At 59.8% G+C, this 18,839-nt stretch carries 18 protein-coding genes and 2 pseudogenes; 11 read left to right on the forward strand and 9 right to left on the reverse strand.

Annotated elements, in window-relative coordinates:
* Position 1: 1 nt before the first annotated feature.
* The gene (locus LJU32_09435) at positions 2-1,096 is read left to right on the forward strand and encodes an amino acid ABC transporter permease (GenBank protein WKV90370.1); all 1,095 of its coding nucleotides are present in this window, start codon (positions 2-4) and stop codon (positions 1,094-1,096) included.
* 13 nt (positions 1,097-1,109) lie between these two features.
* Positions 1,110-1,874 carry an amino acid ABC transporter ATP-binding protein gene (locus LJU32_09440; protein ID WKV90371.1) on the forward strand — a complete coding sequence of 255 codons (765 nt, stop codon included), beginning with the start codon at positions 1,110-1,112 and terminating at the stop codon, positions 1,872-1,874.
* 61 nt (positions 1,875-1,935) lie between these two features.
* Here LJU32_09440 and LJU32_09445 read toward each other — a convergent pair whose 3' ends face one another.
* Both LJU32_09445 and LJU32_09450 read right to left on the reverse strand, forming a co-directional pair.
* Entirely contained in the window at positions 1,936-2,424 is a 489-nt protein-coding gene (locus LJU32_09445; protein WKV90372.1) for a type II toxin-antitoxin system MqsA family antitoxin, read from the reverse strand.
* The gene (locus LJU32_09450; protein ID WKV90373.1) at positions 2,421-2,732 is read right to left on the reverse strand and encodes a type II toxin-antitoxin system MqsR family toxin; all 312 of its coding nucleotides are present in this window, start codon (positions 2,730-2,732) and stop codon (positions 2,421-2,423) included. Before LJU32_09450 ends, LJU32_09445 begins: the two co-directional genes overlap by 4 nt.
* Before the next feature lie 186 nt (positions 2,733-2,918).
* Here LJU32_09450 and LJU32_09455 point away from each other — a divergent pair, with 186 nt between their 5' ends.
* The 5 genes from LJU32_09455 (at position 2,919) to LJU32_09475 (ending at position 6,874) form a co-directional block, all read left to right on the forward strand.
* Positions 2,919-3,557: a FadR family transcriptional regulator gene (locus tag LJU32_09455; GenBank protein WKV91074.1), complete on the forward strand. Its 639-nt coding sequence runs from the start codon at positions 2,919-2,921 to the stop codon at positions 3,555-3,557.
* On the forward strand, positions 3,547-4,851 hold the full coding sequence (locus tag LJU32_09460) for a CynX/NimT family MFS transporter (protein WKV90374.1): 1,305 nt from the start codon (positions 3,547-3,549) through the stop codon (positions 4,849-4,851). The genes LJU32_09455 and LJU32_09460 overlap by 11 nt, the downstream gene beginning before the upstream one ends.
* Before the next feature lie 189 nt (positions 4,852-5,040).
* Positions 5,041-5,511, forward strand: coding sequence for a nuclear transport factor 2 family protein (locus tag LJU32_09465; protein ID WKV90375.1), 471 nt, complete (start codon positions 5,041-5,043; stop codon positions 5,509-5,511).
* Positions 5,512-5,551: 40 nt separating this feature from the next.
* Positions 5,552-5,854, forward strand: coding sequence for a GIY-YIG nuclease family protein (locus tag LJU32_09470; protein WKV90376.1), 303 nt, complete (start codon positions 5,552-5,554; stop codon positions 5,852-5,854).
* A gap of 84 nt (positions 5,855-5,938) precedes the next feature.
* On the forward strand, positions 5,939-6,874 hold the full coding sequence (locus LJU32_09475; GenBank protein WKV90377.1) for a glutathione S-transferase family protein: 936 nt from the start codon (positions 5,939-5,941) through the stop codon (positions 6,872-6,874).
* 118 nt (positions 6,875-6,992) lie between these two features.
* On the opposite strand, the pseudogene LJU32_09480 reads toward LJU32_09475, so the two are convergent.
* Both LJU32_09480 and yejK read right to left on the reverse strand, forming a co-directional pair.
* Positions 6,993-7,341, reverse strand: a pseudogene (locus LJU32_09480) (glutaredoxin family protein).
* A pseudogene (gene yejK / locus LJU32_09485) lies at positions 7,341-8,344 on the reverse strand (nucleoid-associated protein YejK). Before yejK ends, LJU32_09480 begins: the two co-directional pseudogenes overlap by 1 nt.
* Positions 8,345-8,737: 393 nt before the next feature.
* On the opposite strand from yejK, the gene LJU32_09490 reads away from it, so the two are divergent.
* Positions 8,738-9,019 carry an HU family DNA-binding protein gene (locus tag LJU32_09490; protein ID WKV90378.1) on the forward strand — a complete coding sequence of 94 codons (282 nt, stop codon included), beginning with the start codon at positions 8,738-8,740 and terminating at the stop codon, positions 9,017-9,019.
* 190 nt (positions 9,020-9,209) lie between these two features.
* Here the strand turns inward: LJU32_09490 and rlmF are convergent, their stop codons facing one another.
* On the reverse strand, positions 9,210-10,241 hold the full coding sequence (gene rlmF, locus LJU32_09495) for a 23S rRNA (adenine(1618)-N(6))-methyltransferase RlmF (GenBank protein ID WKV91075.1): 1,032 nt from the start codon (positions 10,239-10,241) through the stop codon (positions 9,210-9,212).
* A 190-nt stretch (positions 10,242-10,431) separates the two neighbouring features.
* On the opposite strand from rlmF, the gene LJU32_09500 reads away from it, so the two are divergent.
* On the forward strand, positions 10,432-10,824 hold the full coding sequence (locus tag LJU32_09500; GenBank protein ID WKV90379.1) for a hypothetical protein: 393 nt from the start codon (positions 10,432-10,434) through the stop codon (positions 10,822-10,824).
* 66 nt (positions 10,825-10,890) lie between these two features.
* Here the strand turns inward: LJU32_09500 and LJU32_09505 are convergent, their stop codons facing one another.
* From LJU32_09505 to LJU32_09520, 4 genes are all read right to left on the reverse strand, one after another.
* Complete coding sequence (locus tag LJU32_09505; protein WKV90380.1) at positions 10,891-13,737, reverse strand: valine--tRNA ligase; 2,847 nt, start codon at positions 13,735-13,737, stop codon at positions 10,891-10,893.
* A 128-nt stretch (positions 13,738-13,865) separates the two neighbouring features.
* Positions 13,866-14,267 (reverse strand): DNA polymerase III subunit chi, encoded by a 402-nt coding sequence (locus tag LJU32_09510; protein ID WKV90381.1) that lies wholly within the window; start codon positions 14,265-14,267, stop codon positions 13,866-13,868.
* Between the two features lie 8 nt (positions 14,268-14,275).
* Complete coding sequence (locus LJU32_09515; protein WKV90382.1) at positions 14,276-14,704, reverse strand: DNA polymerase III subunit chi; 429 nt, start codon at positions 14,702-14,704, stop codon at positions 14,276-14,278.
* A gap of 57 nt (positions 14,705-14,761) precedes the next feature.
* Positions 14,762-16,252, reverse strand: a complete 1,491-nt coding sequence (locus LJU32_09520) for a leucyl aminopeptidase (GenBank protein WKV90383.1) — start codon at positions 16,250-16,252, stop codon at positions 14,762-14,764.
* Between the two features lie 296 nt (positions 16,253-16,548).
* On the opposite strand from LJU32_09520, the gene lptF reads away from it, so the two are divergent.
* Positions 16,549-17,670, forward strand: a complete 1,122-nt coding sequence (gene lptF, locus LJU32_09525) for an LPS export ABC transporter permease LptF (protein WKV90384.1) — start codon at positions 16,549-16,551, stop codon at positions 17,668-17,670.
* Positions 17,663-18,724 carry an LPS export ABC transporter permease LptG gene (gene lptG / locus LJU32_09530; GenBank protein WKV90385.1) on the forward strand — a complete coding sequence of 354 codons (1,062 nt, stop codon included), beginning with the start codon at positions 17,663-17,665 and terminating at the stop codon, positions 18,722-18,724. Before lptF ends, lptG begins: the two co-directional genes overlap by 8 nt.
* The last annotated feature ends 115 nt before the right edge of the window (positions 18,725-18,839 follow it).

The raw sequence follows: 18,839 nt of genomic DNA on the forward strand, positions 1-18,839 counted from the left end.
CATGAGTACTCATACTTTCAAACCCGACATGCCTCCACCCAACAGCAGCATCGGTGTGGTGGCGTGGATGCGCGCGAACATGTTCTCCAGCTGGCTCAACACTCTGCTGACCCTGTTCGCGTTTTACCTGATCTACCTGGTCGTGCCACCGATCCTCAGTTGGGCGATCGTCGACGCCAACTGGGTCGGCACCACACGCGCCGACTGCACCAAGGAAGGCGCCTGCTGGGTGTTCATTCAGCAGCGTTTCGGCCAGTTCATGTACGGCTACTACCCGACTGACCTTCGCTGGCGCGTCGACCTGACCGTGTGGCTGGCGGTCATTGGCGCAGCACCGCTGTTCATCTCGCGCGTGCCGCGTAAAGCGGTGTACGGCCTGAGCTTCCTGGTGCTGTACCCGATCATCGCCTTCACTTTGCTGCATGGCGGTTTCGGTCTGACCACCGTGCCGACCAGCCAGTGGGGCGGCCTGATGCTGACCCTGGTGATCGCCACCGTCGGCATCGCCGGAGCATTGCCGCTGGGCATCGTGCTGGCGCTGGGACGACGTTCGAACATGCCGGCGATTCGTGTGGTCTGCGTGACCTTCATCGAGTTCTGGCGCGGCGTGCCGTTGATCACGGTGTTGTTCATGTCCTCGGTGATGCTGCCGCTGTTCCTGCCCGAAGGCATGAACTTCGACAAGCTGCTGCGGGCGCTGATCGGGGTGATCCTGTTCCAGTCGGCCTACGTCGCCGAAGTGGTGCGCGGTGGTCTGCAGGCGATTCCCAAAGGGCAGTACGAAGCGGCTGCCGCGATGGGCCTCGGTTACTGGCGGTCGATGGGCCTGGTGATTCTGCCCCAAGCGCTGAAGCTGGTGATCCCGGGCATCGTCAACACGTTCATTGCGCTGTTCAAGGACACCAGCCTGGTGATCATCATCGGTCTGTTCGACCTGCTCAACAGCGTCAAGCAAGCTGCTGCCGACCCGAAATGGCTGGGCATGGCTACCGAAGGCTATGTGTTCGCCGCCCTGGTGTTCTGGATTTTCTGTTTTGGTATGTCGCGCTATTCCATGCATCTGGAACGCAAGCTCGACACTGGCCACAAGCGTTAGGAGTTCTCTGTAAATGAGCGAAGCAATCAAAAAGCCTGTGGGTCCGGAAGGCATCATCCAGATGCAGGGCGTGAACAAGTGGTACGGCCAGTTTCACGTACTCAAGGACATCAACCTCAACGTCAAACAGGGCGAGCGCATCGTCCTGTGTGGCCCGTCGGGCTCCGGTAAATCCACCACGATTCGTTGCCTGAATCGTCTGGAAGAGCACCAGCAGGGCCGCATTGTCGTCGATGGCGTGGAACTGACCAACGACCTCAAGCAGATCGAAGCGATCCGCCGCGAAGTCGGCATGGTGTTTCAGCACTTCAATCTGTTCCCGCACCTGACCATTCTGCAGAACTGCACCCTGGCGCCGATGTGGGTGCGCAAGATGCCCAAGCGCAAGGCCGAAGAAATTGCCATGCACTACCTGGAACGCGTACGCATTCCGGAGCAGGCGCACAAATACCCGGGGCAACTGTCCGGCGGTCAGCAACAGCGTGTGGCGATTGCCCGCGCCCTGTGCATGAAGCCGAAAATCATGCTGTTCGACGAACCGACTTCAGCACTCGATCCGGAGATGGTGAAGGAAGTGCTCGACACCATGATCGGTCTGGCCGAAGACGGCATGACCATGCTCTGCGTGACCCACGAAATGGGCTTCGCCCGCACCGTGGCCAATCGCGTGATCTTCATGGACAAGGGCGAAATCGTTGAGCAGGCGGCGCCGAATGACTTCTTCGACAATCCGCAGAATGACCGGACCAAGTTGTTCTTGAGTCAGATTTTGCATTGATCGAAGCCTCGCAGTGAGATAAACCCGGGCTGAGTTCCCGGGTTTATTTTTTCTGATTTTCTCAGAACACCGGTGCCGTCTCCTGCTCCGGGAAGCGCGCGGTCAGCAGCCGCCGCAAGTCAGTGCCTTCGTTCATCGCCTGTATTTCGGCGAGCAGATGAGGGTGACGATCCAGCAGGCGCATAAGATTGAACAAGGGTTGAGGCGGTGGAAGCTCGCCGCGTTCGTAGCGGGAAAAAGCGTTGTGCCCTCCACCCGATAGCAATTTGACTGCCTCTTTTTGGGTGAGATGTAATTTACGGCGGATGCGTTTCATCTCGGCGCCCATCACTTGTAAGCACTCTTCGAGCAATTTATCGCCGGCGTCGCAATAGCGTTCGGCGCTGTCAGTGTTGTTATCAAAAATGATCTCACCGCAGGCGTTGCATTCCCATCCTGCAATGTCGTGCACCCGACGTGAGACGTTTTTGTAGTCGACAGCCATACTGCGACGTTCGAAATGCTGCATCGCATCTTGGGTGCCACAGCTCATGCATTGCCGTGTATTCATAGGTTCTTCTCCTTGAAAGAGATCACGGGAGGACCGCCGTTGGGGCAGTAGGTGATTTTTATGTACAGCTCCACGTCGTAAAGTCCAATGTGGTAAACGTCCTGCCAGTCTCGGTGATTGGTGTAGCAAGTCATGGACTTGTAGAACATCCGGCGCTCCAGCAAGCAGATAGCCTGCTGCATTCGTTTCAGGTTTAACCCCATGCGTTTGCCCGAGCTCATCGCAGTTCCTGTAAAAGCTTTCGCGCCCAGCCTGATGACCTCTTGTTTCACCGCTCCCAAATCGTAATGGGGTGTGTTCTTTTCCATAAGAAGCCAAAACCCTGTCCCTGAAATTACCCTTAAAGGGTAATTTTGACCAATCGAAAATGCCGCTCCATGTGTCTCCGATTGACCCTAGGTGGTTGCCGTCCTACATGGGTCTGACTAACATGTCGGAAAATTCATCCTATGATTGGATGAAAAGGCGAGGCTCATGTCTGAAATTTCCCTTTGATCAAGCGATCCCTGGTCGATCAGGCGCTGGAACAGCTACGCCAGCGCATCAACAGCGGTGCGTGGCAGGTCGGCGAGCGCTTGCCTACCGAGCCGGAGCTGTGTGCCGAACTGGGCATCAGCCGCAATACCGTGCGTGAGGCGATGCGTGTTCTGGCGTTCTCCGGGCTGATTGAAATTCGTCAGGGCGACGGCAGTTATCTTCGTGCGGTGGTCGATCCGCTGGATACGCTGAAAGCGTTGTCCCGCTGTTCGTTGGAGCAGGCCCGGGAGACCCGACACATCCTTGAGGTCGAGGCCATCGGCCTGGCAGCATTGCGCCGTACCGATGAGGATCTGGCGGCGCTACGCGAAGCGCTCGGCACCAGCGGCAGCCACTATCACGGTGATCTCGACACTTACATCGCCTGCGATCTGGTGTTTCATCGGCGACTGGTCGACGCCGCGCACAACCCGACCCTCAGCGAGTTGTATCGCTACTTTTCCAGCATCGTCGGCGCGCAATTGCGCCAGACCCTGAATATCTCCCCGCGCCGTCAGGAAGTGTTCGATCTGCACATCGACTTGCTCGATGCGGTCGAGCAACGCGACCCGGAACGGGCCAAAGCCTTGTCGAGGCAGTTGATCAATGAACCTTGAAACCGAGAAGACCATGTCCCGCAGTGAGTTATCCACAGCGTCGAAACGCACCCGCGAACTTGAAGAGCTGCTGATCGATGCCGAGGCTGATGACGAGCAGGTGCAGCAAAGCCATCCGTTGGTGAAACGTCCATGGTTGCTGCTGCTCGGGCTGATTCTGGTGGCGCTGAACCTGCGCCCGGCGTTGTCGAGCATGGCGCCATTGCTTAGCGAGGTCTCCAGGAGTCTCGGGCTGTCTGCGGCGCAGGCGGGATTGCTGACCACGTTGCCGGTGCTGTGCCTGGGCTTGTTCGCACCGCTGGCGCCGATTCTGGCGCGGCGTTTCGGTGCTGAGCGCGTGGTGCTGGGGATTCTGCTGACGTTGGCCGGCGGCATCATCCTGCGCAGCAATTTCGGCGAGATCGGCCTGTTCGCCGGCAGCGTCCTTGGCGGCGCCAGCATCGGCATCGTCGGCGTGCTGCTGCCGGGCATCGTCAAGCGCGACTTCGCCAAACACGCCGGGACCATGACCGGCGTCTACACCATGGCCCTGTGCCTGGGCGCAGCGATGGCTGCGGGTTCGACCGTTCCGCTGAGTGAACACTTCGGCAACAGCTGGGCGATGGGCCTGGGCTTCTGGGTGATTCCGGCATTGGTGGCGGCGGTTTTCTGGCTGCCACAAGTTGGCTCCAAACATGGCGCACACAACGTCGCCTATCGCGTGCGCGGGTTGCTGCGTGATCCGCTGGCCTGGCAGGTGACCTTGTACATGGGCCTGCAATCGTCGCTGGCCTACATCGTGTTTGGCTGGTTGCCGTCGATCCTCATCGGGCGCGGGCTTACACCGACTCAGGCCGGATTGGTGCTGTCCGGTTCGGTGATCATTCAGCTGGCCAGTTCGCTGGCCGCGCCGTGGCTGGCGACCCGTGGCAAGGATCAGCGTCTGGCGATCGTGGTGGTCATGGCGCTGACCCTGGCCGGCCTGTTCGGCTGCCTGTACGCACCGATCGAAGGTCTGTGGGGCTGGGCGATTCTGCTCGGTCTGGGGCAGGGCGGTACGTTCAGTCTGGCCCTGACCCTGATCGTGCTGCGCTCGCGTGATTCCCATGTCGCGGCGAACCTGTCGAGCATGTCCCAGGGTTTTGGCTACACCCTGGCGTCCATGGGGCCGTTCGCCGTGGGTGTGGTCCATGACTGGACCGGCGGCTGGAATGCGCTGGGCTGGATTTTCGGCATTATCGGCGCCGGTGCAATCCTCGCCGGGCTAGGTGCCGGCCGGGCGCTGTATGTGCAGGTGCAAAGCGAAAAGATCTGAATGCACTGACTGCAAATGTGGGAGCGAGCCTGCTCGCGAAAGCGGTGTTTCAGTCAACATGGATGTTGAATGTTGAATTGCCTTCGCGAGCAGGCTCGCTCCCACAAGGGTTTTGCGTATTGCCGATAGTGTTTCTGCGCGCGGCAGATTATGGTGCTGGCAATCTGTACCTATTTTTTGGAGACTGCCTTGAGCGAAGCCCATAGCGCCCTGATCACCCGCTTCTACCAAGCCTTTCAGCGCCTTGACGCAGAGGCCATGGCCGCCTGCTACACCGATGACGTGGTCTTCAGCGATCCGGCCTTTGGTGAACTGCGCGGGCGCGATGCCGGCGACATGTGGCGCATGCTGACTACCCGCGCCAAGGATTTCTCCCTGACCTTCGACAACGTCCGCGCCGACGAACGCAGCGGCGGCGCACACTGGGTCGCGACCTACCTGTTCAGCCAGACCGGCAACATCGTCATCAACGATATCCAGGCGCGTTTCGTGTTCCGTGACGGCAAGATCTGTGAGCACCACGACCACTTCGATCTGTGGCGCTGGTCGCGCCAGGCGCTCGGTTTCAAAGGCCTGCTGCTGGGCTGGACGCCGCTGGTGCGCAACGCCGTGCGCGCCCAGGCGCGCAAGGGACTGAAGGCATTTCAGGCCGGGCGCTGATAAGATCGCCGCCTGTTTTCCTACACGTTCAGATCCCGAAGTGACCAGTCTTAGCGAACAATCCGTCGATGCTGCCGAGCCAGTGAGCAAATCCTGGTTCGTCTACCTCGTGCGTGCCGCCAATGGCTCCTTGTACTGCGGAATCAGCGACGACCCCGTACGCCGTTTCGCCAAGCACCAAAGCGGCAAGGGCGCGCGGTTCTTTCTTTCCAGCCCGGCGATGGCGCTGGTCTACACCGAACTGTGCCGCGACAAAAGCGATGCTTTGCGCCAGGAACGGCTGATCAAGAAGCTGCGCAAAAGCGCCAAGGAATGCCTCGTCGCGTCTTATCAATCTGACTGATTGGTTCCCATCAGGCAGATCTGTAGGCTGCTAATCCAATGCACGCTAAGCTGCGGGCTCACTATCTGAGCGGCGGAGCCGAGCATGTCCGAGTTGATTCTGCACCATTACCCGACCTCTCCATTTGCCGAGAAGGCCCGCCTGCTGCTGGGTTTCAAAGGCCTGTCCTGGCGTTCGGTGCATATTTCCCCGGTGATGCCAAAGCCGGATCTGACGGCGTTGACCGGTGGCTACCGCAAGACACCAGTGTTGCAGATCGGTGCTGACATCTATTGCGACACCGCACTGATCGCTCGACGCCTGGAACAGGAAAAAGCCCTGCCGGCGTTCTTCCCCGAGGGCCAGGAAATGACCAGCGCCAGTTTTGCGGCGTGGGCCGATTCGGTGGTGTTCCAGCACGCCGTGAGCCTGGTGTTCCAACCGGAATCGGTGGCGGTACGTTTCGGCAAATTGCCGCCGGAAGCGATCAAGGCATTCCTGGCCGACCGCGCCGGTTTGTTCAGCGGTGGCAGCGCCACGCGTCTGTCCGCCGAGCAGGCCAAACATCAGTGGCCGACGATCATGGCGCGACTGGAGCAGCAGTTGCAGCGCGAGCAGGGCGACTTCCTCTTCGGCGAGCCATCGATTGCCGACTTCGCCCTGGCGCATCCGCTGTGGTTCCTCAAGGCGACCCACGTTACGGCGCCGCTGGTGGATGAATATCCGGCGGTTGTGGCGTGGCTGGGTAGAGTGCTGGGGTTCGGCCATGGCGCAGCGAGCGAGATGTCTTCCGCCGAGGCACTGGAGATCGCGCGTAACGCGACGCCGGCGGGATTGCCGGATGAGCAGTTCGTTGATCCGAACGGCTTCAAGGCGGGCCAGCAAGTGGCGATTGCCGCTATCGATTACGGCGTCGACCCGGTGGTCGGTGAGTTGCTGTTTGCCGGTAGCGAAGAGTTGATCATTCGCCGCGAAGACGAGCGTGGCGGTGTGGTGCATGTGCACTTCCCGCGCTTCGGCTTCCGTATCGAAGCGCGCTGATTTATCAAGTCAGCTGCAAAACCTGTGGGAGCGAGCCTGCTCGCGAAGACGATGGATCATTCAACATTGTCGTTGGCTGATGCAGCGCTTTCGCGAGCAGGCTCGCTCCCACAGTTGATTATTTCAGGGCAGCGAGGATTTCGTCTGGATCAAATCCGCGAATCAACGTGCCGTTCACATCGATCAGCGGAATCCCGCGCCCACCCAGTGCCTCATACGCCTGGCGCGCATCGGCATCCTTCTCGATGTCGAACTCCTTGAACGGTATGCCCTTGCTGTCGAGAAAGCGTTTGGTCTGTTTGCAGTAGCCGCACCAGTCGGTGGCATAGAGCACGACATTGGCTTGCGCCCGGGTCTGCGGCGAGACCATTTGCGAGGGTTGAACACCCGCTCGATCTTGCCCCAGTTCTGATAGACCACGACCACCAGCAGCACCAGGACGACTTTTTCAGCACATTGCCGAGCATCAGTTGCGCCGCTTCAACTGATCGGTCAGCGAAGTCGGCAGGCCTTTGATGATCAAGGTGCCGTTCTCTTCGTCGTACTCGATCTTCGAACCCAGCAGGTGCGCTTCGAAGCTGATCGACAGGCCTTCGGCGCGACCGGTGAAGCGGCGGAATTGGTTGAGGGTGCGCTTGTCTGCCGGAATCTCTGGCGACAGGCCGTAGTCCTTGTTGCGGATGTGATCGTAGAAGGCTTTCGGACGCTCTTCGTCGATCAGCTCCGACAATTCTTCCAGGCCCATCGGTTCGCCGAGTTTGGCCTGGCTGCTGGCATAGTCGACCAGGGTCTTGGTTTTTTCGCGGGCCGAGTCTTCCGGCAGATCTTCGCTCTCGACAAAGTCGCTGAAGGCCTTGAGCAGGGTGCGCGTCTCGCCGGGGCCGTCGACCCCTTCCTGGCAGCCGATGAAGTCGCGGAAGTATTCCGAGACCTTCTTGCCATTCTTGCCTTTGATGAACGAGATGTATTGCTTGGACTGTTTGTTGTTCTGCCACTCGGAGACATTGATCCGCGCTGCCAGATGCAACTGGCCAAGGTCGAGATGGCGCGAGGGCGTCACATCGAGCTCGTCGGTGACCGCCACGCCTTCGCTGTGGTGCAGCAGGGCAATCGCCAGGTAGTCGGTCATGCCCTGCTGATAGTGGGCAAACAGAACGTGGCCACCCACTGACAGGTTGGATTCTTCCATCAGCTTCTGCAGGTGCTCGACCGCCACTTTGCTGAACGCGGTGAAGTCACGGCCGCCTTCCATGTACTCCTTCAGCCAGCCGCTGAACGGGAATGCGCCGGACTCCGGATGGAACAGGCCCCAGGCTTTGCCCTGTTTGGCGTTGTAGCTTTCATTGAGGTCGGCGAGCATGTTTTCGATGGCTGCGGACTCGGCCAGTTCAGAGTCACGAGCGTGCAGAACTGCAGGCGTGCCGTCGGGTTTTTGTCGATCAGGTGGACGATGCAATGACGGATCGGCATGGGCTTCTCGGCTGTTGGAAGGGAGGAGGGCAGGCTCCCCGAAAAAGCGCTCAGTGTACCGCAACCACTGGTTTTGGCGGGGGCGAAGGGCAAAACCGGGGCAAGAGGCCGGCCTTATGCGGTTTTTTACCGATTTAGCGCAATAAAGCTGACCAAATGGGTAGCTAGAGGCGGATATTTCCTTGTCGCTGTGCTAGTTTTGCCCGGTCTTGCGCGAAGTCACTGCGTTAAGCGTGCATTCAGCATTTGTCAGGTCGAACCAAACCCTGATTTCGGCATCTATAACCCGACTCGTCGTGGTTATCGCCGAGGGTGCCAGATCCAGAAGATCGGGCTCGATGGCTGACACTGCACTCTGCAATCCATATGAATTTGATAGGGAAGGAACACTACATGGCTCTTACTAAAGACCAACTGATCGCCGACATCGCTGAAGCTATCGACGCGCCGAAAACCACCGCGCGTAACGCTCTGGACCAACTGGGCCAAATCGTTGCCGATCAGCTGGAAAACGGCGGCGAAATCACCTTGCCAGGTATCGGCAAGCTGAAAGTGACCGAGCGTCCTGCCCGCACTGGCCGTAACCCTTCGACTGGCGCTGCCATCGAAATCCCTGCAAAGAAAGTGATCAAGCTGGTTGTGGCCAAAGGCCTGACCGACGCTGTGAACAAGTAAGACGCAGCGATAAAAAAACCGTGCTTCGGAGTGATCCGGGGCACGGTTTTTTTGTGTCTGTGATTTGCTGGCTGAATTGCAGGGCCAGTGTGGAGCGAGCCCGCTCGCGAAAGCGGTGGGTCAGTCGATAATGAATCTGACTGACACGCCGCCTTCGCGAGCAGGCTCGCTCCAGGGAATCTACAGCGCCTTAGCGCACCCAGCGCTCACGCCGCCAGATCTGCTGCTCGGACTTGGTCTGGAAGGTCCAGGCGACAAAGCGGCTCTGCTTCTGCCCCTGCGACATCTCCACCACCTGGCTCTCCAGCACACCGGCCTTCTTCAGCGCGGTTTCAATGGCCGGCAGGTTCGAAGCTTTCGACACCAGCGTGCTGAACCACAACACCTTGTGCTGGAAGTTCGCGCTTTCGGCGATCAGCTGCGTCACAAACCGCGCTTCACCGCCTTCACACCACAGCTCGGCCGATTGTCCGCCGAAGTTCAACACCGGCAGCTTGCGTTTCGGATCAGCCTTGCCCAGAGCACGCCACTTGCGCTCGCTGCCCTTGGTCGCCTCTTCCATGGAGGCGTGGAACGGCGGGTTGCACATGGTCAGGTCGAAACGCTCGCCCGGCTCGAGCAAGCCTATGAGGATGTGCTTGCGGTTTTCCTGCTGACGCAGCTGGATGACCTTGCTCAGATCGTTGGACTGCACGATGGCTCGGGCCGCCGCCACGGCTGTCGGATCGATCTCCGAGCCGAGGAAATGCCAGCGGTATTCGCTGTTGCCGATCAGCGGATAAACGCAGTTGGCGCCCATGCCGATGTCCAGCACATTGACGATCGCACCGCGCGGCACCTTGCCATCGTTCATGCTCGCCAGCAGGTCAGCGAGAAAGTGTACGTAATCGGCACGCCCCGGAACCGGAGGGCAGAGGTAGTCCGCCGGAATATCCCAATGCTGGATGCCATAGAACGCCTTGAGCAGCGCCCGGTTGAACACGCGCACCGCATCGGGGCTGGCGAAGTCGATGCTTTCCTTGCCGTATGGGTTGGTGATCACAAACTTCGCCAGTTCCGGCGTGGTTTTGATCAGCGCCGGGAAGTCGTAACGACCCTGATGGCGATTGCGCGGATGCAGGCTGGCCTTCTCGCGCGGCTCGACGGCTTTGCTCGGGGATGCGGCGTCAGGCTTCTTGCGCGCAGGTTTGGGTGTGCGGGGGCAGTCATGGGCGTGGTCGATTCGGGTATGGCTGAAAGTGGCGGGTATTGTCCCACATTGTTCAGCGATAGCGTTTGCTTATGCGTAAACGGTCTAAAATACTGTCATATTTGACAGTGTGTATTGTCGTTCTATTCAAGTTCACTGTCAGGGCAATCCTAAACAACGCAGCCGTCCAAAACTAATCAATTTAAAGTTAAGGAAAACACTCATGACACAATCAATTACGTTTCCCGGTGCAGATTCCGGGATGATCAATTGCGATTCGAAACCGCAACAGGGAATCGAGGTCAAAGTCGCCTTGCCAGGAGCTCAGGTCGGCTCGCCGTGGGAGCTTGTATGGGAGGGATTTAGAGATGCAGAACTTACGCAGCCGGTAGAGGGAACGCAGACACCACCGCTCAAAGGCTTTGTCACGGCAACAGACACGACCGAAGGCTTAAAAAGAACGATTGGCGATTATTTTCTTCACATCAGACCCATTCGAACAGGATGGGGAAAAGTGTCTTTCACGCTCAATCGCGGCAATCCACAGCACGAGAGCATTCACGTGGACTTAATCAATGCTGCGGGGGAATATTGCGAAGAAGCCCTAGGGAAGTGAAGGGTTGAAAGCAGGATGAAACAAAGGGAGGCCATTGCGGCCTCCCTCTTTCAATGCGATCTGCCGTTAAAGGCTGGCAATCCTCGCATGCTGCTCGGCCAGCTTGCCCAGGGCCTGTTCGGCCTCGGCCAGTTTGGCGCGTTCCTTGTCGATGACTTCGGCCGGGGCCTTGTCGACGAACCCGGCGTTGGCCAGCTTGCCGCCAACCCGCTGGACTTCGCCCTGCAGACGCAGGATTTCCTTGTCCAGACGTGCCAGTTCGGCGCCTTTGTCGATCAGACCGGCCATCGGCACCAGCACTTCCATCTCGCCAACCAGTGCGGTGGCGGACAGCGGTGCTTCTTCGCCAGGGCCGAGTACGGTGATCGATTCCAGACGCGCCAGCTTCTTCAGCAGCGCTTCGTTCTCGGTCAGCCGGCGCTGGTCGTCAGCGCTGACGTTCTTCAGGAAGATCGGCAGTGGCTTGCCCGGGCCGATGTTCATCTCGCCACGAATGTTGCGCGTGCCGAGCATCAGTTCCTTGAGCCATTCGATGTCGTTTTCCGCCGCCGGATCGATGCGCTCTTCATTGGCCACCGGCCAAGGCTGGAGCATGATCGTCTTGCCCTGAATGCCGGCCAGCGGCGCAATGCGCTGCCAGATTTCTTCAGTGATGAACGGCATGAACGGATGCGCCAGTCGCAGCGCCACTTCCAGTACGCGCACCAGTGTACGGCGAGTGCCACGCTGACGTTCTACGGGCGCGTTCTCGTCCCACAGCACTGGCTTGGACAATTCCAGATACCAGTCGCAGTACTGGTTCCAGATGAACTCGTACAACGCTTGCGCGGCGAGGTCGAAACGGAATTGATCCAGTTGACGGGTCACTTCGGCTTCGGTGCGTTGCAGCTGCGAGATGATCCAGCGATCGGCCAGCGACAGCTCGTAAGCTTCGCCGTTCTGGCCGCAATCTTCGCCCTTGTCCAGAACGTAACGCGCGGCGTTCCAGATCTTGTTGCAGAAGTTGCGATAGCCTTCGACGCGACCCATGTCGAACTTGATGTCGCGACCGGTCGAGGCCAGCGAGCAGAAGGTAAAGCGCAGGGCGTCGGTGCCGTAGCTTTCGATGCCATTGGCGAATTCTTCGCGGGTGGCTTTCTCGATCTTCTTCGCCAGTTTCGGTTGCATCAGGCCCGAGGTGCGCTTCTGCACCAGGGTTTCCAGGTCGATGCCGTCGATGATGTCCAGCGGGTCAAGGACGTTGCCCTTGGACTTGGACATCTTCTGGCCCTGGCCGTCGCGTACCAGACCGTGTACGTACACAGTCTTGAACGGAACCTGCGGCGTACCGTCTTCGTTCTTCATCAGGTGCATGGTCATCATGATCATCCGGGCAACCCAGAAGAAAATGATGTCGAAACCGGTGACCAGCACGTCGGTGGAGTGGAATTTCTTCAGGAACTCGGTCTGCTCAGGCCAGCCCAGAGTAGAGAACGTCCATAGGCCGGAACTGAACCAGGTGTCGAGTACGTCATTGTCCTGTTGCAGCGCAACGTCCGGGCCGAGGTTGTGCTTGGCACGCACTTCGGCTTCGTCGCGACCGACGTAGACTTTGCCTGACTCGTCGTACCAGGCCGGAATCCGGTGGCCCCACCACAGCTGACGGCTGATGCACCAGTCCTGGATGTCGCGCATCCACGAGAAGTACATGTTTTCGTACTGCTTGGGCACGAACTGGATGCGGCCGTCTTCAACAGCGGCGATAGCAGGCTCGGCCAGTGGCTTGGTCGACACGTACCACTGGTCGGTCAGCCACGGCTCGATAACCGTGCCGGAGCGATCGCCTTTTGGCGTTTTCAGGTTGTGATCGTTGACGCTCACCAGCAGGCCGGCAGCGTCGAATGCGGCGACGATCTGCTTGCGCGCTTCGAAACGTTCCAGGCCAGCGAACTCGGCCGGAATCTTGCCGTCAATGCTCTCGTTCAGCGTGCCGTCGAGGTTGAATACCTGTGCAGCAGGCAGCACGTTGGCGTTCTTGTCGAAGATGTTCAGCAGCGGCAGGTTGTGGCGCTTGCCGACTTCGTAGTCGTTGAAATCGTGGGCCGGGGTGATTTTCACGCAGCCGGTGCCGAATTCAGGGTCGCAGTAATCGTCAGCGATGATCGGGATGCGCCGGCCAACCAGTGGCAGCTCGACGAATTTGCCGATCAGGGCTTTGTAGCGCTCGTCGTTCGGGTTAACCGCGACGGCGGAGTCGCCGAGCATGGTTTCCGGACGGGTGGTGGCGACGATCAGGAAGTCATTGCCCTCGGCGGTTTTCACGCCGTCAGCCAATGGGTATTTCAGGTTCCACAGGAAGCCTTTCTCTTCGTGGTTTTCCACTTCGAGGTCGGAAATCGCCGTGTGCAGTTTGGTGTCCCAGTTGACCAGACGCTTGCCGCGATAGATCAGGCCGTCTTCATGCAGACGCACGAAGGCTTCCTTGACCGCTTCCGAGAGACCGTCGTCCATGGTGAAGCGCTCGCGGCTCCAGTCGACGGACGAGCCGAGGCGGCGGATCTGCCGGCTGATGTTGCCACCGGACTGATCTTTCCATTCCCAGACTTTCTCAAGGAATTTTTCCCGGCCCAGATCGTGACGATTCTGGCCCTGGGCTTCGAGTTGGCGCTCCACCAGCATCTGCGTGGCGATACCGGCGTGGTCGGTGCCCGGCTGCCACAGGGTGTCGCGACCCTGCATGCGGCGGAAACGGATCAGTGCGTCCATGATTGCGTTGTTGAAGCCGTGACCCATGTGCAGGCTGCCGGTGACGTTCGGCGGCGGGATCATGATGGTGTAGGACTCGCCCGCGCCTTGCGGGGCGAAGTAGTTCTCGGACTCCCAGGTCTTGTACCAGGAAGTTTCAATGGCGTGCGGCTGGTAGGTCTTATCCATGCGCGGCGGGACCCTATTGGCATTTATTCAGGAAAAGCCGGGAAGTATAGCCGTGGGGACAGCCACAAGCCACAAGCTGCAAGCTTCAAGAGGAGCGCGGCGGATTTGCTTTGGCTTTGGCTTGCAGCTTAAAGCTTGCCGCTTGCAGCTGCGGCGAGCAGCCGCTCCATCCGCGCATCGAGGCGGCGTTTGATTTCGGTTTCGATGTGCGGGGCGAAGTCGTCGATCACGTCTTGCATGATCAGTTGCGCAGCGGCGCGCAGTTCGCGGTCCAGGTGGAGGAGGGCGTCCGGGCCTTTATCGACCGGGGCGGCAACCTGGGCAGCCGGGGCCGGCGTTGGTTCTTGTTCGACCGCCGCCGGCTCATTGCTGACGGAATCGAACAGCATCGGAATCTGTTCCTGTTCGCTGTCATCGACCGTATCGGTCAACAGCGGTGGTTGCAGGTTGTCATCGCCGAGCAACTGACGGATCGATTCGAGATCGTCCAGCAGGTGAGCGGACTTCTGTTGCGGTTTCGGAGTGTCCATTGGAGTGCTCAGAGTCGCTGTAAACGGTGGTCTTGCAGAGGATAGCCCTGTTCGCGGTAGGAACGGAAACTCTCCCGCGCGGCGGCTCGAATGGTCGGATCTTCCACCACTACCTCCGCCACTCGGGCGAATTTGCTGGCGAAGGCCGGCACTTTCAGATCGAGATTGACCAGCAGATCCTGATGCTCGCCACAGTCTTCCCCGAGTCCCAGCACGATCAAGCCGTCCGGTTCACTGTCGGCAGGGCCGTGGGGCACGAAGCTTTCGCCCTTGAATGCCCACAGGCGCGCATCAAGATCGTCACGCTGGGCCGCATCGCTGCAATGCAGGTAAATGCGGTGGCCCATGCGCCAGGCTTTCTCGGTGAGCTTGCAGGCAAAGTCCAGGCGTGCAGAAGGATCGGCGCTGGGCAGGATATAGAAGTCGACTTTGGTCATTGCGGTTCCAGAGCGGCAAGTGGCGTCACCCGAGAGTGACGCCACCTTTCAGCGGTTTCAGGCCTTGGCGCGATCCAGCAGGTACTGGGTCAGCAGTGGAACCGGACGGCCAGTGGCGCCTTTGTCCTTGCCGCCGCTGGTCCATGCCGTGCCGGCGATGTCCAGGTGCGCCCAGTTGAGGTTCTTGGTGAAGCGCGACAGGAAGCAGGCGGCAGTGATGGTGCCGGCCTTCGGCCCGCCAATGTTGGCGATGTCGGCGAACGGGCTGTCCAGTTGCTCTTGATACTCATCGAACAGCGGCAGTTGCCAGGCGCGGTCGTCGGCAGCCTTGCCGGCGCTGAGCAACTGGTCGATCAGTTCGTCGTTGTTGCCCAGCAGGCCGGACGTGTGTGCGCCCAGGGCCACTACGCAAGCGCCGGTCAGGGTGGCGATGTCGATCACCGCTTGTGGCTTGAAGCGCTCGGCGTAGGTCAGTGCATCGCACAGCACCAGGCGGCCTTCGGCGTCGGTGTTGAGGATTTCCACGGTCTGGCCGCTCATGGTGGTGACGATGTCGCCGGGACGCGAAGCGTTGCCGCTCGGCATGTTCTCGGCGCAGGCGAGGATGCACACCAGATTGATCGGCAGTTTCAGCTCGAGCACGGCGCGCAAGGTTCCGAATACGGAGGCAGCGCCGCCCATGTCGTACTTCATTTCGTCCATGCCGGCACCCGGCTTCAGGCTGATGCCGCCGGTGTCGAAAGTAATGCCCTTGCCGACCAGCGCGTATGGCTTCTCGGATTTCTTGCCGCCGTTGTATTGCATGACGATCAGGCGCGGTGGCTGGGCGCTGCCCTGGCCCACGGCGTAGAACGAGCCCATGCCGAGGGATTTGATCTTCTTCTCGTCGAGTACTTCGACTTTCAGATCCTTGAACTCTTTGCCCAGGTTCTTCGCCTGTTCGCCCATGAAGGTCGGGTGACAGATGTTCGGCGGCAGGTTGCCCAGATCGCGGGTGAAGGCCATGCCGTTAGCGATAGCAGTGGCGTGATTCACGGCGCGCTGAACTTCGGCTTGCGCAGCCTTGATGGTCAGCAGGGTGATTTTCTTCAGCGCGCGCGGTTCGGCTTTCTGGCTCTTGAACTGGTCAAAGGTGTAGCCGCCGTCGACCAGGGTTTCTGCCAGCAGGCGAGTCTTGCCGTAGCTGTCGCGACCTTTAACGATGACTTCGTCCAGCGCCAGCACGGCATCACCGCCGCCCAGACCTTTGAGGGTGTTGAGGATGCCGGCAACGATTTTGCGGAACGGACGATCGCCCAGTTCCTCGTCCTTGCCCACGCCGACCAGCAAAACGCGCTCGGCTTTCAGGTTCGGCAGGCTGTGCAGCAGCAGGCTTTGACCGACCTTGCCGGCCAGGTCGCCACGCTTGAGCACGGCGCTGATCGCGCCGCCGCTCGACTCGTCGACCAGTCTGGCGGCGACACCGAGTTTTCGGCCTTCGCCGACGGCAACCACCAGGGTGGCGGTTTTCAACGTTTCTGGGCTAACGCTTTTTACAACCAGTTCCATGTCCGGATCCCTGAATGAATGGTCAACACGCAGGCGTTCGACGTTGTCCGCAATCGCCTGCTTATAAAGAGAAGAGGCGCAGGCCGAAGCCTGCGACAAGGGCCGCAGTTTGAACCTCGCTCCCCGCGCCTGACAACCCTCGAGCAAAGGATTACAGAGATGGATGAGTGTGCGCAGTGACAGGCGCACCCAATCACAGGATAATGCCGCATCTTTTTCGACCGCTCTGCATGGCGGGCCGGTCGATGTGTTTGCTTGTTTGGCCGCCTTAGCCTGACAACCCTGGAGTGTCTGGTTTGATCGTCTTCCGTTATCTGTCCCGCGAAGTCCTGTTGACCCTCAGCGCCGTAAGTGCCGTGCTGCTGGTCATCATCATGAGCGGTCGCTTCATCAAATACCTGGCACAGGCTGCGGCCGGTCAGCTCGATCCGGGCTCGCTGTTCCTGATCATGGGCTTTCGTCTGCCGGGTTTCCTGCAACTGATTCTGCCGCTGGGTCTGTTCCTCGGGATCCTGCTGGCCTACGGTCGCCTGTACCTCGAAAGCGAAATGACCGTGCTTTCGGCCACCGGCATGAGCCAGCAGAAGCTGTTTCGCATGACCCTGTTTCCGGCAACGCTGGTGGCACTGGTGGTGGCTTGGTTGAGCCTCGGCCTGGCTCCGCAGGGCGCCAACCAGTTTCAGTTGCTGTTGAACAAGCAGGACGCGCTGACCGAGTTCGATACCCTCGAACCGGGCCGCTTCCAGGCATTGCGTGACGGTACTCGGGTGACCTACACCGAAACCCTGAGCGACGACCGCGTCAATCTCGGCAGCGTGTTCATCTCGCAGAAGAACCTCGGTGCCGATAAGAAGGACCGCGGGATTTCCGTGCTGGTGGCCGAGTCGGGCCGTCAGGAAATCCGCCCCGATGGCAATCGCTACCTGATCCTCGACAACGGCTATCGCTATGACGGCAGCCCGGGGCAGGCCGATTACCGCGCCATTCATTACGAAACCTACGGTGTGCTGCTGCCCAAGCCGGACGTCAGCGAAGAAGTCACCGATCGTGACGCGATGCCGACCACGTCCCTGTGGGGCAGTGATGACATCCGTTCGAGAACCGAACTGCAATGGCGCATGTCCCTGCCACTGTTGGTGTTCATCGTGACCCTAATGGCGGTGCCGCTGTCGCGGGTGAATCCGCGTCAGGGGCGTTTCCTCAAGCTGCTGCCGGCGATTCTTCTTTATATGGCTTACCTGACCATCCTGATCGCCGCCCGCGGCGCCCTTGAAAAAGGCAAGATCCCGCCAGCCCTCGGCCTGTGGTGGGTGCACGCGATCTTCCTGGTCATCGGCCTCGGCCTGCTGTATTGGGAGCCGATGCGCTTGAAACTGGCCAGCCGTCGCAGCGCTGCGCTGGAGGTGGCCCGTGGTTAAACTCGACCGCTACATCGGCAGCAGCGTATTCATGGCGATCATCGCCGTGCTGGCGATCATCCTCGGCCTGGCAACGCTTTTCGCCTTCATCGATGAAATGGGCGATGTCAGCGACACCTATACACTGGTCGACGTGCTCGGTTTTGTCTTGCTGACCGCACCGCGCCGGCTCTATGAAATGCTGCCGATGGCGGCATTGATCGGCTGCCTGATCGGTCTCGGCAGTCTGGCCAGCAGCAGTGAGCTGACCGTGATGCGCGCTGCTGGCGTGTCGATCGGCCGTATCGTCTGGGCTGTAATGAAGCCAATGCTGGTGCTGATGCTCGCTGGCGTGCTGATCGGCGAATACGTCGCCCCCGCCACCGAAACCATGGCCCAGGCCAATCGCTCGCTGGCCCAGGGCAGCGGCGATGCGCAAAGCGCCAAGCACGGGATGTGGCACCGTCAGGGTGAAGAATTCATCCACATCAACGCGGTTCAACCGAACGGTCTGTTGTACGGCGTGACGCGTTATCACTTCGACAAGGAGCGCCATCTGCTCAGCTCCAGCTTCGCCAAGAAGGCCGAGTTTGACGGCACCAAGTGGCAGCTTACCGACGTTGCCACCACGCTGTTCAAGGAGCGCAGTACTGAAGTCGTCAATACCCCGAGCGAGGAGTGGGACGTGGCGTTGAGCCCGCAACTGCTCAGTACCGTGGTCATGGCGCCGGAATCGCTGTCGATCAGCGGTCTGTGGGGCTACATCCACTATCTGGCCGAACAAGGCCTGAGCAATGGCCGTTACTGGCTGGCATTTTGGGTCAAGGTGTTGCAGCCGCTGGTGACCGCCGCGCTGGTGCTGATGGCGATCTCGTTCATCTTCGGCCCGCTGCGTTCGGTGACCCTCGGTCAGCGTGTGTTCACCGGCGTGCTGGTGGGCTTCACCTTCCGTATCGTTCAGGATTTGCTGGGGCCATCGAGTCTGGTGTTCGGATTCTCGCCGCTGTTTGCGGTGCTGGTGCCCGCCGCAGTCTGTGCATTGGCGGGCGTCTGGCTGCTCAGACGCGCGGGCTGATGAACAAGCTTTCATTCAGCGCTTGAACCCTGAAAACGCCTCGGTCGCCAGACCGGGGCGTTTTTGCATGCGATCCGGGTGACAGGCGAACGTGACGCTTGCGCCGTGTATCAGG

The organism is Pseudomonas sp. B21_DOA (genome assembly GCA_030544685.1).
In the GTDB taxonomy this organism is placed as follows: Bacteria; Pseudomonadota; Gammaproteobacteria; order Pseudomonadales; family Pseudomonadaceae; genus Aquipseudomonas; species Aquipseudomonas fluorescens_AO.

Coding starts and splice junctions, on each gene's coding strand:
- LJU32_09490 (WKV90378.1), top strand. CDS start 8,738: ATGGCTCTTACTAAAGACCAACTGATCGCCGACATCGCTGAAGCTATC.
- LJU32_09450 (WKV90373.1), bottom strand. CDS start 2,732: ATGGAAAAGAACACACCCCATTACGATTTGGGAGCGGTGAAACAAGAG.
- LJU32_09445 (WKV90372.1), bottom strand. CDS start 2,424: ATGAATACACGGCAATGCATGAGCTGTGGCACCCAAGATGCGATGCAG.
- LJU32_09515 (WKV90382.1), bottom strand. CDS start 14,704: ATGACCAAAGTCGACTTCTATATCCTGCCCAGCGCCGATCCTTCTGCA.
- LJU32_09520 (WKV90383.1), bottom strand. CDS start 16,252: ATGGAACTGGTTGTAAAAAGCGTTAGCCCAGAAACGTTGAAAACCGCC.
- LJU32_09440 (WKV90371.1), top strand. CDS start 1,110: ATGAGCGAAGCAATCAAAAAGCCTGTGGGTCCGGAAGGCATCATCCAG.
- LJU32_09510 (WKV90381.1), bottom strand. CDS start 14,267: ATGGACACTCCGAAACCGCAACAGAAGTCCGCTCACCTGCTGGACGAT.
- LJU32_09435 (WKV90370.1), top strand. CDS start 2: ATGAGTACTCATACTTTCAAACCCGACATGCCTCCACCCAACAGCAGC.
- LJU32_09500 (WKV90379.1), top strand. CDS start 10,432: ATGACACAATCAATTACGTTTCCCGGTGCAGATTCCGGGATGATCAAT.
- LJU32_09505 (WKV90380.1), bottom strand. CDS start 13,737: ATGGATAAGACCTACCAGCCGCACGCCATTGAAACTTCCTGGTACAAG.
- LJU32_09460 (WKV90374.1), top strand. CDS start 3,547: ATGAACCTTGAAACCGAGAAGACCATGTCCCGCAGTGAGTTATCCACA.
- LJU32_09475 (WKV90377.1), top strand. CDS start 5,939: ATGTCCGAGTTGATTCTGCACCATTACCCGACCTCTCCATTTGCCGAG.